The organism is Catalinimonas locisalis, assembly GCF_038039535.1.
GTDB lineage: Bacteria > Bacteroidota > Bacteroidia > Cytophagales > Cyclobacteriaceae > Catalinimonas.
In genome coordinates this window covers 62670-77822 of the sequence record NZ_JBBPHP010000006.1, presented here as the reverse complement: position 1 = coordinate 77822, position 15153 = coordinate 62670, and the positions used below count along the sequence as shown (strand labels likewise).

General features: G+C 38.7%; 14 protein-coding genes. 12 read left to right on the top strand and 2 right to left on the bottom strand.

Annotation, left to right across the window (positions count from 1 at the left end; translation table 11 throughout):
* Positions 1 to 11 precede the first annotated feature (11 nt).
* Genes ilvB through ilvA form a run of 4 tightly spaced genes read left to right on the top strand, consistent with a single transcriptional unit; the run spans position 12 to position 4748 of the window.
* A complete protein-coding gene (gene ilvB, locus WJR50_RS10270; protein ID WP_445223460.1) occupies positions 12 to 1775 on the top strand; it encodes a biosynthetic-type acetolactate synthase large subunit in 1764 nt (587 codons plus the stop codon).
* A 39-nt stretch (positions 1776 to 1814) separates the two neighbouring features.
* Entirely contained in the window at positions 1815 to 2396 is a 582-nt protein-coding gene (gene ilvN / locus WJR50_RS10265; RefSeq protein WP_341293176.1) for an acetolactate synthase small subunit, read from the top strand.
* A 31-nt stretch (positions 2397 to 2427) separates the two neighbouring features.
* Complete coding sequence (gene ilvC, locus WJR50_RS10260; protein WP_341293175.1) at positions 2428 to 3471, top strand: ketol-acid reductoisomerase; 1044 nt, start codon at positions 2428 to 2430, stop codon at positions 3469 to 3471.
* A 5-nt stretch (positions 3472 to 3476) separates the two neighbouring features.
* The gene (gene ilvA / locus WJR50_RS10255) at positions 3477 to 4748 is read left to right on the top strand and encodes a threonine ammonia-lyase (protein ID WP_341293174.1); all 1272 of its coding nucleotides are present in this window, start codon (positions 3477 to 3479) and stop codon (positions 4746 to 4748) included.
* Positions 4749 to 4801: 53 nt separating this feature from the next.
* Here the strand turns inward: ilvA and WJR50_RS10250 are convergent, their stop codons facing one another.
* The gene (locus WJR50_RS10250; RefSeq protein WP_341293173.1) at positions 4802 to 5278 is read right to left on the bottom strand and encodes a hypothetical protein; all 477 of its coding nucleotides are present in this window, start codon (positions 5276 to 5278) and stop codon (positions 4802 to 4804) included.
* Positions 5279 to 5630: 352 nt separating this feature from the next.
* On the opposite strand from WJR50_RS10250, the gene miaB reads away from it, so the two are divergent.
* From miaB to secG, 5 genes are read left to right on the top strand one after another with little or no spacing between them, the layout of a single operon-like run.
* Positions 5631 to 7115, top strand: coding sequence for a tRNA (N6-isopentenyl adenosine(37)-C2)-methylthiotransferase MiaB (gene miaB, locus WJR50_RS10245; protein WP_341293172.1), 1485 nt, complete (start codon positions 5631 to 5633; stop codon positions 7113 to 7115).
* Positions 7116 to 7123: 8 nt separating this feature from the next.
* On the top strand, positions 7124 to 8416 hold the full coding sequence (locus tag WJR50_RS10240; RefSeq protein WP_341293171.1) for a sigma-54 interaction domain-containing protein: 1293 nt from the start codon (positions 7124 to 7126) through the stop codon (positions 8414 to 8416).
* Positions 8403 to 8939: an LPS assembly lipoprotein LptE gene (lptE, locus tag WJR50_RS10235; protein WP_341293170.1), complete on the top strand. Its 537-nt coding sequence runs from the start codon at positions 8403 to 8405 to the stop codon at positions 8937 to 8939. The genes WJR50_RS10240 and lptE overlap by 14 nt, the downstream gene beginning before the upstream one ends.
* 38 nt (positions 8940 to 8977) lie before the next feature.
* A complete protein-coding gene (locus tag WJR50_RS10230; RefSeq protein WP_341293169.1) occupies positions 8978 to 9895 on the top strand; it encodes a tetratricopeptide repeat protein in 918 nt (305 codons plus the stop codon).
* Positions 9896 to 10288, top strand: a complete 393-nt coding sequence (gene secG, locus WJR50_RS10225) for a preprotein translocase subunit SecG (protein WP_341293168.1) — start codon at positions 9896 to 9898, stop codon at positions 10286 to 10288.
* Positions 10289 to 10335: 47 nt separating this feature from the next.
* Here the strand turns inward: secG and WJR50_RS10220 are convergent, their stop codons facing one another.
* Positions 10336 to 11049: a hypothetical protein gene (locus WJR50_RS10220; RefSeq protein WP_341293167.1), complete on the bottom strand. Its 714-nt coding sequence runs from the start codon at positions 11047 to 11049 to the stop codon at positions 10336 to 10338.
* Between the two features lie 243 nt (positions 11050 to 11292).
* On the opposite strand from WJR50_RS10220, the gene WJR50_RS10215 reads away from it, so the two are divergent.
* From WJR50_RS10215 to WJR50_RS10205, 3 genes are all read left to right on the top strand, one after another.
* Positions 11293 to 11571: a co-chaperone GroES gene (locus tag WJR50_RS10215; protein WP_341293166.1), complete on the top strand. Its 279-nt coding sequence runs from the start codon at positions 11293 to 11295 to the stop codon at positions 11569 to 11571.
* A 31-nt stretch (positions 11572 to 11602) separates the two neighbouring features.
* On the top strand, positions 11603 to 13243 hold the full coding sequence (gene groL, locus WJR50_RS10210) for a chaperonin GroEL (protein ID WP_341293165.1): 1641 nt from the start codon (positions 11603 to 11605) through the stop codon (positions 13241 to 13243).
* A gap of 419 nt (positions 13244 to 13662) precedes the next feature.
* Positions 13663 to 15141, top strand: a complete 1479-nt coding sequence (locus WJR50_RS10205; RefSeq protein ID WP_341293164.1) for a M48 family metalloprotease — start codon at positions 13663 to 13665, stop codon at positions 15139 to 15141.
* Positions 15142 to 15153: the final 12 nt, after the last annotated feature.

Here is a 15153-nt window from a genome sequence, read left to right as displayed (position 1 = left end):
ATCCAGTAACTATGTCAATAGCCACCGAAAATGCACAAAAATTAGCTGTTATGGGCAATAAGCCCAAACACGAAAAGACCGATAAAATTGTAAATGGGTCTGAAGCCGTCATCCTTTCACTGATTGAGGAAGGAGTGGATACTATTTTCGGCTATCCGGGTGGCGCTATTATGCCCATCTATGATGCGCTTTTCCATTATCGTCATGCCCTGAATCACATACTGGTTCGCCACGAGCAGGGTGCTACCCATGCTGCTGAAGGATATGCACAGATGGCCGGTAAGCCGGGAGTATGCTTTGCTACCTCAGGACCTGGAGCCACCAACCTGATTACAGGTATCGCTGACGCCATGCTGGATTCTGTACCTATTGTATGTATCACAGGACAGGTTGCTGAAAAATTTCTGGGAACTGATGCTTTTCAGGAAACTGATGTAATGAGTTTGGCTATGCCAATCACCAAATGGTGTTACCAGATTGCTGATGCGGATGAGATCCCATACATACTTGCCAAAGCATTCTATATCGCCAGGTCTGGTCGCCCAGGCCCAGTGCTTATTGACATTACTAAATGTGCCCAGTTTGATGAAATGTCTAAGCCTTTCAGATACGAGAAGCGTAAGCAAATCAAAGGTTATAAACCTGCCTGCAAGCCTCGTGAAAAGGACATTACAAAGGCTGCTGAGCTTCTCAATCAGGCCAAGCGCCCATTACTTTTTGTTGGTCATGGCGTATTGCTTTCCAAAGCTGAGAAAGAATTATTAGAATTTATCGAAAAAACAGATATACCAGTAGCCAGTACATTGTTAGGCCTTTCTGCTTTCCCTTCAGATCATCCTAATTATAAAGGAATGCTGGGAATGCACGGAAATTATGCACCCAACAAGCTTACCAATAAAGCTGATGTAATTATAGCGGTGGGTATGCGCTTTGACGACCGGGTAACCGGTAACCTGGATACATATGCCAAACAAGCTAAAGTAATCCACATAGATATTGATCACGCGGAGATGGGTAAGAATGTGACACCCACTGTGGCTATGATCGCTGATGCCAAGGAAGCTTTGCAGGCATTAATTCCTGCGGTTAATGAAAATAAGCACGAAAGCTGGCATCAGGAATTTAAGAAGCTTTACGATGAAGAGTATACCAAAGTCATAGAAAAAGACTTCTCCGCTCATGATGACCAGATCAAGATGGGCGAGGTAATCCGCAGGCTTTCTGAAAAAACTAATGGAGAGGCAGTAATAGTAGCTGATGTTGGTCAGCACCAGATGTCTGCTGCCCGCTACTCAAAATTTCGCAAAACCGACAGCTGGCTTACCTCTGGGGGTTTAGGAACCATGGGCTATGCCCTCCCCGCTTCTTTTGGTGCTAAAATGGGTGCTCCTGACCGTGAAGTAGTAGCTGTAATCGGCGATGGCTGTTTCCAGATGACCATTCAGGAACTTGGCACCATTGCTCAGAGCGGTTTACCAGTCAAAATCATTGTCCTCAATAACAATTATCTGGGAATGGTAAGACAGTGGCAACAGTTGTTTTTTGACACTCGCTATTCATTTGTAGAACTATCTAACCCTGATTTTATCACCATTGCCAAAGGTTTCGGTATCAATGGGCATCAGTGTAAGCATGCTGATGATTTGGATAGCTCTCTAGACACACTATTAAGTTCTAAAGAAGCCTACCTGCTGGAGATTTCTGTAGAAAAAGAAGCTAATGTATTCCCAATGATGCCATCTGGTATGGGAGTAGATGATATTCGTCTTGAGTAAGAAATCTATCAATCATTGATTAAAAGCATTTAAAATATTATGAAAAGGCGCTATACAATCATCGTATTTACCGAGAATAATTTCGGTCTCTTGAACCGGATTACCATCATATTCTCTCGTAGAAGAATTAATATTGAGAGCCTGACTGTCTCAGAAACTGAACGTAAAGGCATCTCTCGTTTTACCATTGTGATTGACTATGATGAAACAAAAATCAGAAAACTGATTCAACAGATCAGAAAAATCATTGGAGTACTTGTCGTATTTGAGAACGAAGATGATCAGGTTTTCTTTGGTCAGATTGCCTACTTCAAGGTAATAACATCTTCTTTTGAAGAAAGAGAAAAAGTCATGGAAATAGCCCACCGGCACCAGGCAAAAATTGCTTTCTCTTCAGATGACTATATCGTGATTGAGAAGTCTGGAAAAGAAGAGGACATTTCCACTACCCTTCATCTCTTGGAGCCTCATGGGGTAGTTGAATACTGCAAGTCGGGAAGGATTGCTATCGTCAAAGACCAGCATCGTTTTAGCAAATACGCGAAAAACATGGACCCGGAAGGGTGGTACTCCGACGAAGAATTTCATGAGCTTCAACTCAACGGAAAACATTCATTTTAATCATTCAATACAACCAAAATCAAATTAAAAAATGGCAAAAATCAATTTCGGTGGCGTAGAAGAGGAAGTGGTAACCAGAGAAGAGTTTCCTCTGGAAAAAGCCAGAGAAGTTCTCAAGAACGAAACCATCGCGGTACTTGGATATGGTGTCCAGGGACCTGGCCAGGCTCTTAACCTTAAAGATAATGGCTTCAACGTAATCGTTGGGCAGAGAAAAGATTCAAAAACCTGGGACAAAGCTGTTGCAGACGGTTGGGTGCCCGGTGAAACTTTATTTGAACTTGATGAAGCGTGTGAAAGAGGAACTATCCTCCAATATTTGCTTTCTGATGCCGGACAGATTGCTCTCTGGCCCAAAGTAAAATCATACCTGAAGCCTGGTAAAACGCTATATTTCTCTCATGGCTTTGGGGTTACTTACAAAGATCAGACAGGTATTGAGCCTCCCGCGGACGTTGACGTTATCCTGGTTGCCCCCAAAGGCTCAGGAACTAGTCTGAGACGACTATTCCTGGCAGGAAAGGGTCTGAACTCCAGCTTTGCCATTCACCAGGATGCTTCTGGAAAAGCACGTGAAAAAGTTATAGCGCTGGGAATCGGTGTAGGTTCTGGATATCTTTTTGAAACCAACTTTCAAAAAGAAGTATATAGTGACCTTACCGGTGAAAGAGGAAGTCTGATGGGCGCTATCCAGGGACTTTTCGCTGCACAGTACGATTTGCTGAGAAAAAGAGGCCACACACCTTCTGAAGCATTCAATGAAACCGTTGAAGAAGCTACTGAGTCCTTATATCCACTGATCGCTGAAAATGGTATGGACTGGATGTATGCTAACTGTTCAACTACAGCGCAAAGAGGGGCTTTAGACTGGTGGAAAAAATTCAGAGATGCCGTAGCTCCCGTATTTGAAGACCTCTATGACAGCGTAGCCAGTGGCAATGAAGCCAGAATAACCATTGAAGCTAACTCTAAATCAGACTATCGTCCTAAGCTGGAAAAAGAACTGGATGAGTTAAGAGAATCTGAAATGTGGAAAGCTGGCGCTCAAGTGAGAAAGCTTCGTCCGAAAGAATAAACTCTATGAAAGATACAGTTGAGTCCGGTAGGAAACTAATACCGGTTGAAAATATCATCAACGCAGCACAAAGAATAAAAGGGGTAGCTTATCATACCCCTTTTATGCATAGCATCAATTTGTCAGAAAAATATCAGGCAAATATTTATCTCAAAAGAGAAGATCTGCAGGTAGTAAGGTCTTATAAACTCCGCGGAGCATACAATAAAATCAGCAGCCTAGATGCTTCAACTCTTTCAAATGGTGTTGTTTGCGCAAGTGCAGGCAATCATGCACAGGGAGTAGCTTATGCTTGTAATAAGTTAGGGATTAAAGGGTTTATCTTCATGCCTAACCCAACGCCTAAGCAAAAAGTGAAGCAGGTCAAGATGTTTGGTAGAGATAGTATACAGATTGAACTTGTTGGAGATACTTTTGATGATGCCTATGCCAAAGCTTTGACATTTTGCCAAGAACAGAATGCACAGTTTATCCCTCCATTTGATGATGAAAAAATCATTGAAGGACAGGGTACTGTGGGTTATGAGATTTTATTGGATACTGAAGTCCCTCTGGATTATGTTTTCGTACCTATTGGTGGTGGTGGCCTTTCTGCCGGCCTTGGAAGCTATTTTAAGCAAGTCAGCCCTCATACTAAAATAATAGGATTGGAACCTGAAGGCGCTCCTGCTATGATTAAATCTCTAAAAAAAGGAGAGTTGGTTACGCTGGATAAAATAGATAAATTTATTGATGGTGCGGCAGTCAAAAGAGTTGGTGAGCTGAATTTTGAAATTTGCCAACAGGTTCTGGATGATGTTACTACAATCCCAGAAGGCAAAGTATGTGATACAATTCTCAAACTCTATGATGAGGAGGCTATTGTAGTAGAACCAGCCGGTGCTATGTCAGTGGCAGCTTTAGACTTTTACAAAGAGGAAATAAAGGGTAAAAACGTATGTTGTGTGGTTAGTGGAGGCAACAATGATATTACCCGAATGGAGGAAATCAAAGAAAGAGCCTTATTATATAATGGTCTTAAGCATTATTTTATTATTCGTTTTCCTCAGCGTGCTGGTGCCTTAAAAGAATTCGTGGCAGAGGTATTGGGACCAAATGACGATATTACTCATTTTGAATATACTAAAAAGAACAACAGAGAAAGAGGTCCTGCTATGGTAGGTATTGAATTACAGTCAGCTGCAGATTATGAAGGATTGATTGGCAGGCTTGATGCACACCATATTGCCTATCAGGTATTAAATGATAAGTTTGAATTTTTTCATTTTCTGATATAAAAAAAGGCTTGTCAAAATTAATGACAAGCCTTTTTTTAGCTTAATATCTAATACTATTCACCGGCAGATGCACTTGCATCAGTTTTGCTAGCTCTAATAGCTTCAACGATTTCAGAATATCTCGCTCTAACTCTCGCATCAGAAGCTATTGCTTTCTTAACTGCACTATAATCCTGAGCACCCAATACTCTCTTTATCAAAGACTTATAAGCTTCAGTGAACTCCTCTTTTCTATCTGATTCCATAGACTGAACTTGACCTATGAATTGCTTTTCAGCATCATTTGCAGGAGTTTCTCCACCAGCAAGTGCATTGTAGCGATTTTTAATAGCAGGGTCCTGACCCTCTACATATTCAGTGATCTGCGCAGAAAGTTCATCAGCGAAAAGTTGTTTTGTTTCCTCTACGATGGCAAACTTATAAAGTTGCTGATCAGTAACTTCGTCTTGAGCATATACAAAGCTTGTTGAGAAAGCAGAGACCATAAACAAGGTTACAAAGACTCTCATGATTGCATTTTTCTGTGTCATTCTTTTAATATTTTAATTAAAATAACAAATTAATAATAGTAGAATAAGTAATTGAAGTAAGTTAAGCGAACAAAAATTATGTTTTTATAAATAAAACGTATTTAACCCATTATAATTTCTCAAATATGCTAAAAAATTAACCCAAAAGCTACAATAATTATCATTATTTATTGAAAAAGTAGTAAAGTGTAATTTTTCAAGATTTGTAAGAACTCATTTTTTTTTGAAAAAAACACTCCTATTCTCTAAAAAATTTGTGACAATTTTAAACGAACTAAAATGACTGCCATTTTGTCACATATTTTGAATAATAATATATACCTTTGCCCTATCAAAAACAGAAGAAAGCTGCATGCAAGAACTAATTAAAGATTTAGACATTCTCACTGAAAACGAGGTTAAAGAAAACTGTGAAGTGTTTAAGACTTCACCAGATCAGAATACAGGAAAGCACAGAAAGCTTTATGTAGAAAGCTATGGGTGTCAGATGAATTTCTCAGATAGTGAAATAGTTACTTCTATTATGCAGAAAGAAGGTTTTGATACCACTTCTGACTACGAAAGTGCAGATGTTATTCTGCTCAACACCTGCTCAATCAGGGATAAAGCTGAGCAAACTGTTCGTAAACGTCTCACCCAGTTTAATAAAATTAAAAAAACCAAGCCGGAACTGCTGGTAGGAGTACTTGGCTGTATGGCCGAACGCTTAAAAAGTAAGCTCTTGGAAGAAGAGAAGATCGTAGATTTGGTTGCCGGTCCGGATGCATATCGGGACTTGCCTAACCTTGTCAGACAGGTAGATGAAGGTGAACGCTCTGTAAATACTTTCTTATCCAGAGAGGAGACTTATGCTGACATCAGCCCTGTGAGATTAAATTCTAACGGTGTGACTGCTTTTATCTCCATCATGCGGGGATGTGATAACATGTGCTCTTTTTGTGTGGTACCCTTTACCAGAGGACGGGAAAGAAGTAGAGATCCTTATTCTATCGTAAATGAAGCAAAAGTTTTGTTTGAGCAAGGCTACCGCGAAGTAACTTTGCTTGGGCAAAATGTTGATTCTTATAAATGGTCGCCGGAAGTAAATAATAAAGCTAGACTTGAGAAGTCTGAAGTATCAGAGGTTGTCAACTTTGCCAATCTTTTGGAAATGGTAGCTTTGGTGCATCATGACTTGAGAGTTCGTTTTTCAACTTCTCACCCTAAAGACATCACCGATGAGGTACTTCATACGATGAAAAAGTATGAGAATATCTGCAAATATATTCACTTACCTGCTCAGAGTGGAAACAGCCGCGTTTTAGAGCTTATGAATCGTACTTATACTCGGAAGTGGTACATCAACAGAGTGGATGCCATTCGTACTATTCTGGGAGATGATTGTGGCATATCATCCGATATGATTGCCGGATTTTGTACAGAAACTGAAGAGGAACATCGGGAAACATTGAGCCTGATGGATTATGTAAAGTATGATTTCTCCTACATGTTTTACTATTCTGAGCGTCCTGGTACATTGGCAGCCAAGAAATTTACTGATGATATACCTTTAGAAGTAAAGAAAAGAAGACTCAAAGAAATTATAGAAAAGCAGCAATACCTTTCATTAGAGAGAAATCAAAGGGATATCGGAAAAGTTTTCAAAGTGCTGGTAGAAGGTACTTCCAAGAAATCAGATGCTGATCTTCAGGGAAGAAACTCTGCCAATAAGGTGATTGTGTTTCCTCGTGAGTCCTTTAAGAAAGGTGATTACGTTAATGTCAGGGTGAAAGATTGTACTGCGGCTACTTTAATCGGAGAAGCGGTAACTGAAGAAGAATATTTTTTAAACAAGTAAGCATTTTTATGTTGGATCAATCTGAAATTCAGAGTATTAAACAACGCTTTGGCATCATTGGAAACTCTTCCCGCCTAAATCATGCTGTTGCAATTGCAGCACAGGTGGCCCCTACAGATATGTCTGTGCTTATCACCGGTGAAAGCGGTAGTGGTAAAGAGTCATTTTCCAAGATTATACATAATCGCAGCCCGCGTAAACATGGTCAGTTTATTGCCATTAACTGTGGAGCGATACCGGAAGGAACAATTGACTCCGAATTATTTGGTCATGAGAAGGGTGCCTTTACCGGAGCCATGGATTCACGAAAAGGCTATTTTGAGGTAACCCACGGAGGAACTATCTTTTTGGATGAAATTGGTGAAATGCCGATTGGTACCCAGGCAAGGCTCCTTAGAGTGCTGGAAAATGGTGAATTTATTAAAGTAGGCTCATCAAAAGTATTGAAATCCGATGTTAGAGTTGTAGCCGCTACCAATGTAAATTTACTGGAAGCAGTGGAGAAAGGCACTTTTCGGGAGGACTTGTACTATCGTCTCAGTTCTGTACCTATCCATATCCCTCCTCTTAGAGAGAGAGGTAATGACGTTGATTTGTTGTTTAGAAAGTTTGCTGCGGATTATTCAGAAAAGTACCGCACTAAGCCGATAAGCCTGACGGAAGATGCCAAAGAAGTACTCCTACAATATAGATTTCCTGGAAATATAAGAGAGTTAAAAAATCTGGTAGAGAGAATGTCTACCCTTGAAATTGAAAGCAGGGAGATTGATGCTGAAAAATTGAGAAGCTACTTACCTCCCAGTACAAGCAATTTGCCTGCACTTTATGCAAAATCAGGAGAAAGTGAAAAATTCTCTGAGAGAGATATTCTTTACAAAATCTTGTTTGAGATGCGCCATGATATGAATGAATTAAAAAAGCTGGTGCATCAGGTACTACAAAATGAAAATTACGGTTCTAATATTTTAGAACAGCATCAGGACTTCTTCAATGGTGTGGAAGACGAGATAAAAGAGACAGAAGAATCCTTCAAAACAGCTAATGAAATAGCTAATCATCGTTACCTTATTGCTAACCCTAACAAGAGCAATGAGAATGATAATACTTATGAGTTAGCAAATATTGAAGACATTACTCACGAGGCTGAGGAAAGCGACGATCTATCGCTGGAAAAGAAAGAAAAAGAGATGATAATAAGAGCCTTAAAAAAGAATGACAGGAAAAGAAAATATGCAGCAAAGGATCTTGGTATTTCTGAAAGAACGCTTTACAGAAAAATTAAGCAGTATGAAATTGAATAGCCTTATCATCAATTCAGTAATTTTTATCGCTTTAGGTTTTCTTTTTTATGGATGCAATGTGTATTCATTTAGTGGCGCCTCCCTTGGGCCTGGTATACAAACCATCTCAATTCAGAACTTTTATGATGACTCAGGAGGCGGTCCTCCTAACATGAGTCAGGTTTTCACTGAAAAGATCAAAGATTATTACCAACAAAATACTAATTTAAGCCTTGTAGACGATAATGGTGATTTGCTGCTGGAAGGGAGCATTACCAGATATGACTTTACACCAGTAGCTCCCCGATCCTCCGGTAGTGATGAAGTGGCAGATGTAGCGAGTTTGATGAGACTTAATATTACAATCACTGCTTCATATATTAATACGCAGGATGATGAGTTCAACTTTGACAATAGAAGTTTTTCCTTCTTTGCTGATTTTAATGCTGAGCAAGATCCTTCCTCGGTTGAAGATGAACTTATTGATGAAATCTTTGATCAAATCATCTTTGATATCTTCAATGCATCTGTGGCCAACTGGTGATTAAACATTTAGAATTGTTAGTTTAACAAATTTGAGTTATGGGTTTAAATAAGCAGACATTAATTAATTTGATGTCGTATCCGAATGAAATCTCAGACAGTGAAGTTGCTGAACTTGTGGAAACCATAGAAAATTATCCATATTTTCAGTTAGCTCGTTCATTATTTGCTAAAGCCTTACACGATAAGCAAGCACCTAATGCATATGATGCCTTGAGCAAAGCCGCTATCTATGCGCCTAATAGGAGCCTACTGAAAGCTCTCTTTTATGAAGATCTTCACATAGACCGAAATGCTGATCATGCTCAAGCTTCTAGTGAAGAAAATATTGAAGAAGGGGTTTCTTCTGCTGATGAGCATCATAGTATTTCAAGTAGTGAGTCTTTTAGCACACCTGAAAGCTACGAACCACCTGTAGATTCTGATACATCTTTGACAGCCCAAGAAGATGAAGTAATTCAATCTGATGAGGTATATAATGAGCTGGAAGAAAACCTAAGAAAATTACGCGAGAGCAAGAATAAATTTTCTGAAGACGAAGACGAAGAAAAAAAAAAAATAGCTGATTCTTCTGACTCCCTACATGATCTTGATGCAAGTTCATCTGATGCACCCTCATCCATAGTGCTTGAAGAATTAGCTAACCAGGAATCTGTTTCTACTCAGTTTGGAAATAACCAGCAATTGCAAAATGAACTAATTGATAAGTTTATCAATTCTCAAGATAACTTAAGTTTAAAAATCAAACCTTCATCTGATGAAGTGGAAGAAGTTGAGGATCTATCTCATCAGAGTACTGAAATAGGTGACAATCTTGTTTCTGAGAATCTGGCAAAAATTTACGCTAGGCAAGGGAAAAAAGATAAGGCAATTGAAATCTATCAGAAATTAATTTGGAAATATCCTCAGAAAAAAGCGTATTTTGCGGAAACAATAGAATCTTTAAAAGCTGAATAAATGTTTACTTTCATCATATCACTTGCCATTGTAGCAGCGGTATTACTCATTTTGGTCGTTTTATCACAAAACTCAAAAGGAGGCGGACTTTCTTCTCAATTTGGAGGGGCGGGTTCATCCAACCAGATGATAGGCGTAAAACGCACCACAGACCTCTTAGAAAAGTTAACTTGGGGGTTGGCTATTGGATTAATAATACTGACCTTATCTTCTAGCTTTTTGATAGATAACCAAACTGCAGAAAATGGTAGTATCAGTCCTAATATTGACCGTGCTCAAGATAGAAGTGTGTTGCCTAATATGAATACAGATGTACCCGGTAGTAATGACAATGCAGATACTACCTCCACACTTGACCTTGAAGATTTATCGGAAGAAGATGTTAATCCTTAGATCAACTTTGATAATATGAAATAGAAGCCGGTTAGTCCCGGCTTTTTTTATGCTGCCTGTCCTATTTGCTTGATAAGCATTCGCTTGGTAATTGGTAATAGGGTTTCTTCCAGAGGACAATAGAGCTTAGCAATAGCTGCAAAAGTTGCCGGATTGGGCATTGATTTATTTGTACGAATCAATTCTATTTTGATCTTCTCTAAAGTATTTACCAGATTTCTTTCCTTAACATCTAAAAGCTCTGTATGAATACCCTTATACTGCTCCTCGGATGCTTTGAAAGTAGTGATATGATACCGAAAAACGTGAATTGAGTTTTTGTTAAACTCACAAATAAACAAATACCCTTCGTCATTAAAAAGAGGCGCAATACCAACGGGTTCAATGACAATATGTCTGGCTATCTCTTCATAAATATCTGCTCCTATGTTCAAACCTTCTTCCAGTTTAGGAATTGCAAAGTAGACAATCTCTTCTATCACCTTCATCAGCTCGCTATCCTGAATAATCCTCTGATAGCTAAGCTTTAGCTTTTCAAAGTCAGCTTTACTTAGCTTTTTAGGGAAATTTTCATAAAGAAGATTTTTGTTTTCTTTTAAACGAAGAAGATTGTTATAGTGAAAAACTAATTCTGAAAGGAATGGATAAAGTTTCTTTTCTTCAAAATGGTTTTGAATCTCTTTTAGATAAGCCAGCAAGAGATATTTTTTGTACTCAAAATCAATTAGTCCATTAGTAAGCCAGTCTTCGTTTAACTTCATAGAGATATAATTTTTATGGGATATTATACATCTTTAAAATTTAATTACTTGAAGCATTTAAAGCAAGTGTGAAAAAATGTCAGTGACAAAATTCGTTACTTCTGTCATTAAATTATCAAAACTGAAAAATTGACGTTAAAAACGGCCAAATATTGAACTTTTTGAGCTTGGCATAAGAAATGCAATAGGCACAATGCAGATTATCTTTAATTCTTGAACAATAAAAACTAATTTTTAAACAACATGTCACAAGTATCATTCAAACCTAATGAGGACAGAGTTCTGGTAGAACCTGCCGCAGCAGAAGAAAAAACAGCTTCTGGTATCATCATTCCTGACACTGCCAAAGAAAAACCTCAGCAAGGTACAATCGTAGCTGTTGGACCAGGCAAAAAAGATGAGCCTTTAACTGTCAAAGTAGGCGATAAAGTTCTCTATGGTAAATATGCTGGAACAGAGATCACTTTTGATGGTAAAGAATACCTTATCATGCGTGGGTCTGACATTTTTGGCACTCTATAATTTTTATTCACTAACCTAAAAATCAAAGAAAATGGCTAAAGAAATATTTTTTAATACCAAAGCTAGAGACAGAATAAAAAAAGGAGTAGATACTCTGGCCAATGCTGTAAAAGTGACTTTAGGACCTAAAGGTCGTAATGTTGTTATTGATAAAAAATTCGGTGCTCCAACCGTAACAAAAGATGGTGTTTCAGTTGCAAAAGAAATTGAACTGAAAGACGCTATTGAAAACATGGGAGCTCAGTTGGTGAAGGAAGTTGCTTCCAAAACTGCTGACGATGCTGGTGACGGTACTACAACTGCTACCGTACTTGCTCAGGCACTTTTCTCTCATGGTATCAAAAACGTAGCTGCGGGAGCCAATCCGATGGATCTTAAGCGTGGTATAGACAAAGCTGTAGAAGCTGTTGTAGCTGAACTTAAAAAGCAGTCTAAAACCATCAGCAGCTCAAATGAAATTGCTCAGGTAGGTTCTATCTCTGCCAACAACGATGAAGAAATCGGTAAAATGATTTCTGACGCAATGGATAAAGTTGGTAAAGATGGTGTAATCACTGTAGAAGAAGCTAAAGGTACCGAAACCGAAGTAAAGCTGGTTGAAGGTATGCAGTTTGACAGAGGTTACCTTTCTCCATATTTCGTGACTGACACAGAAAGAATGGAAGCTAACCTTGAGAACCCTTACATCCTGATCTATGACAAAAAGATCTCAGCGATGAAGGAACTTCTCCCTGTATTGGAAGGCGTTGCTCAGACTGGCCGTCCTCTATTGATCATTTCTGAAGATGTTGACGGTGAAGCACTTGCTACATTGGTAGTAAACAAAATCAGAGGTTCACTAAAAATTGCAGCGGTTAAAGCTCCAGGATTTGGTGATAGAAGAAAAGCAATGCTTGAGGATATTGCTATCCTTACTGGCGGTACTGTAATTTCTGAAGAAAGAGGTTACAAACTGGAAAATGCTACACTTGATTACTTAGGAACTGCTGAAAAGATCAACATTAACAAGGATAACACTACCATTGTCAATGGGGCTGGTAAGCAGGATGAAATTCAGGCTCGCGTCAACCAGATCAAGCAGCAAATAGAAAATACTACTTCTGATTACGATCGTGAAAAGCTGCAAGAGCGTCTTGCCAAGCTTTCTGGTGGTGTAGCTATCCTTTACATTGGTGCTGCTACTGAGGTTGAAATGAAAGAGAAGAAAGACCGTGTTGATGATGCTTTACATGCTACTCGCGCTGCTGTTCAGGAAGGTGTTGTAGCTGGTGGTGGAGTTGCCCTGGTTCGTGCGATCTCTTCTTTAGAAAATGTAAGCACCGAAAATGAAGATCAAGCTACTGGTGTAAACATCGTACGTCTTGCACTTGAAGCTCCTCTTCGTGTAATCGTTGAAAATGCAGGACAGGAAGGTTCAGTAGTAATACAAAAAGTACGTGAAGGTAAAGATGACTACGGTTACAATGCCCGTACTGACAAATATGAGAACCTATTCAGCGTAGGTGTTATTGACCCTACTAAGGTAACTCGCCTTGCGCTTGAAAATGCTGCTTCAATAGCTGCTCTGTTGTTGACCACCGAGTGTGTGATTGCAGATGAGCCTGAAGAAGATAAAGGTGGTGGAATGCCTGCCGGTGGCCCTGGAATGGGTGGCATGGGTGGAATGATGTAATCCTCTTTTATTCATAAATTTTAATAAAAAAGGTAGCGATTTGCTACCTTTTTTTTATGCCGTGCAATGAAAAATATTAATCACTGTACAAATTAACCATGCTCTATTGAAAAAGAGTGAAAAAAGCACAATCCCACTCACAACTCCACCCGGCAAATCTAAAGGTTATCCTTTCTAAAATTGCAATCAAACCACGCAATTCCCCTCATTTCTCTATAAGTATATTTCACCAGTCATACTATATTTTGATTTTGATACAACGTATTTGTACATACTAAAGCATTTATATTCTTTACTTCAGTAAGTAAAGTACTCAACTAATCTTATATCGTTGGCCGGTAACTCCTACCTTGAAGCACTCTTTTCAGGATAAATGATCATTAGCATTTAGAGCCTAAAGAACTTTAAAAAACTTAAAAATGAAGTTACAATTAAGCTTTCTCTTTGGGCATATTATACTTATTGTCCTGGCCTTCAATTCTCATTTCGCTCAAGCACAGAAAAGCTATCAGCCTTTGGATACTGAGAGCAGTGACTTCTCAGAACTAAAAAACAGTTTATTTGAAAACTTAAACAATGATGTTGCTTCACTTCAGGGTCCATATAAAGAAGAAATTGCTGCTGTGTATCAGCAGAGATATGATGACTTGATCTACCAGATTGATGAAGGTCATTTTATTGCTGATGCCAATTTTACCTCATACTTCAATGAGATCTTTGATAAAATCATCCAAGCCAATCCTGACTTACAAAACTTAAATCCCAGATTACTAATCAGCAGATACACCTGGCCCAATGCCAGTTGTCTGGGAGAAGGGACGCTTTTATTGAATATCGGTTTGATACGAAAGCTTGAGCATCCGGACCAACTAGCTTTTGTACTTTGTCATGAACTAGCCCATTACAGTTTAGATCATGTAAATATCGCTATTGCGGAAAGTATCAAAGCCTTGAATACCCGGGAAACTCAAAAGAAGTTGAAGAAAGCTCAGAAGAGAAAATTCAGAAATACAACAGCGGTTGCGGAGGTGCTAAAAGAAATTGCATATAAAGGCAGAAGGCACAGTAGAAAACATGAGAAGGCAGCAGACTCCTTAGCATTATCCTACTTTTATCATACAAAATACGATCTTAATCAGGCCATAAGAACCTTAGAAATTCTGGATTCTACTGATGTAGAAAACCCGGTTAATGGAATATCACTTGAACAAGTTTTTCAGTCATCAGAATATCCATTTAATCATCAATGGTTAGCACTGGAAGAGAGTTTGAGTTTTGGCGTTGGGTCTACTCCTAATTCCGTTTATCACTTACATGAAGATTCACTAAAAACTCATCCAGATTGCCAGAAAAGAATTGACTGGCTTCAACAAGAAAAGAATAAACAGATATATACAGATAATGAGTATTCAGTGGAAAACCCTGAAGACGAACATTTTGACAAACTGCTTGCTGTCTGCGAATTAGAAATTATCTCAAGTGAATACAAGTTCCAACAGTATGGAAGGTGCCTTTATCTAACCTTAAATGCGCTCCAAAAATATCCCAATCAAGCCTATTTACATAGTATGATAGGCAAATGTCTGTATCAAATCTATCAGGCACAGGAAAAGCATGTACTTGCCTCTCATGTTGATTTACCCTCTCCAAAGTATACTGAGGAATACAATAAGGTATTGAATTTTATCCATCACCTCAGGCTATCAGAGCTAGCCCAAGTGGGATATTACTATATGAAAAAACATTCAAGAAATCATCAGGAAAACGAAGACTTCTTGCATGCTCAAATTCTCTCCTGCGAACTGATGCACAAAACAGATGAAATATCACTACTCAGAGAGAAGTATCAGTCCTTATTCATTAACGGTAAGTACACTTCAGAAATCAATCAATATTAATTATCTAATCAA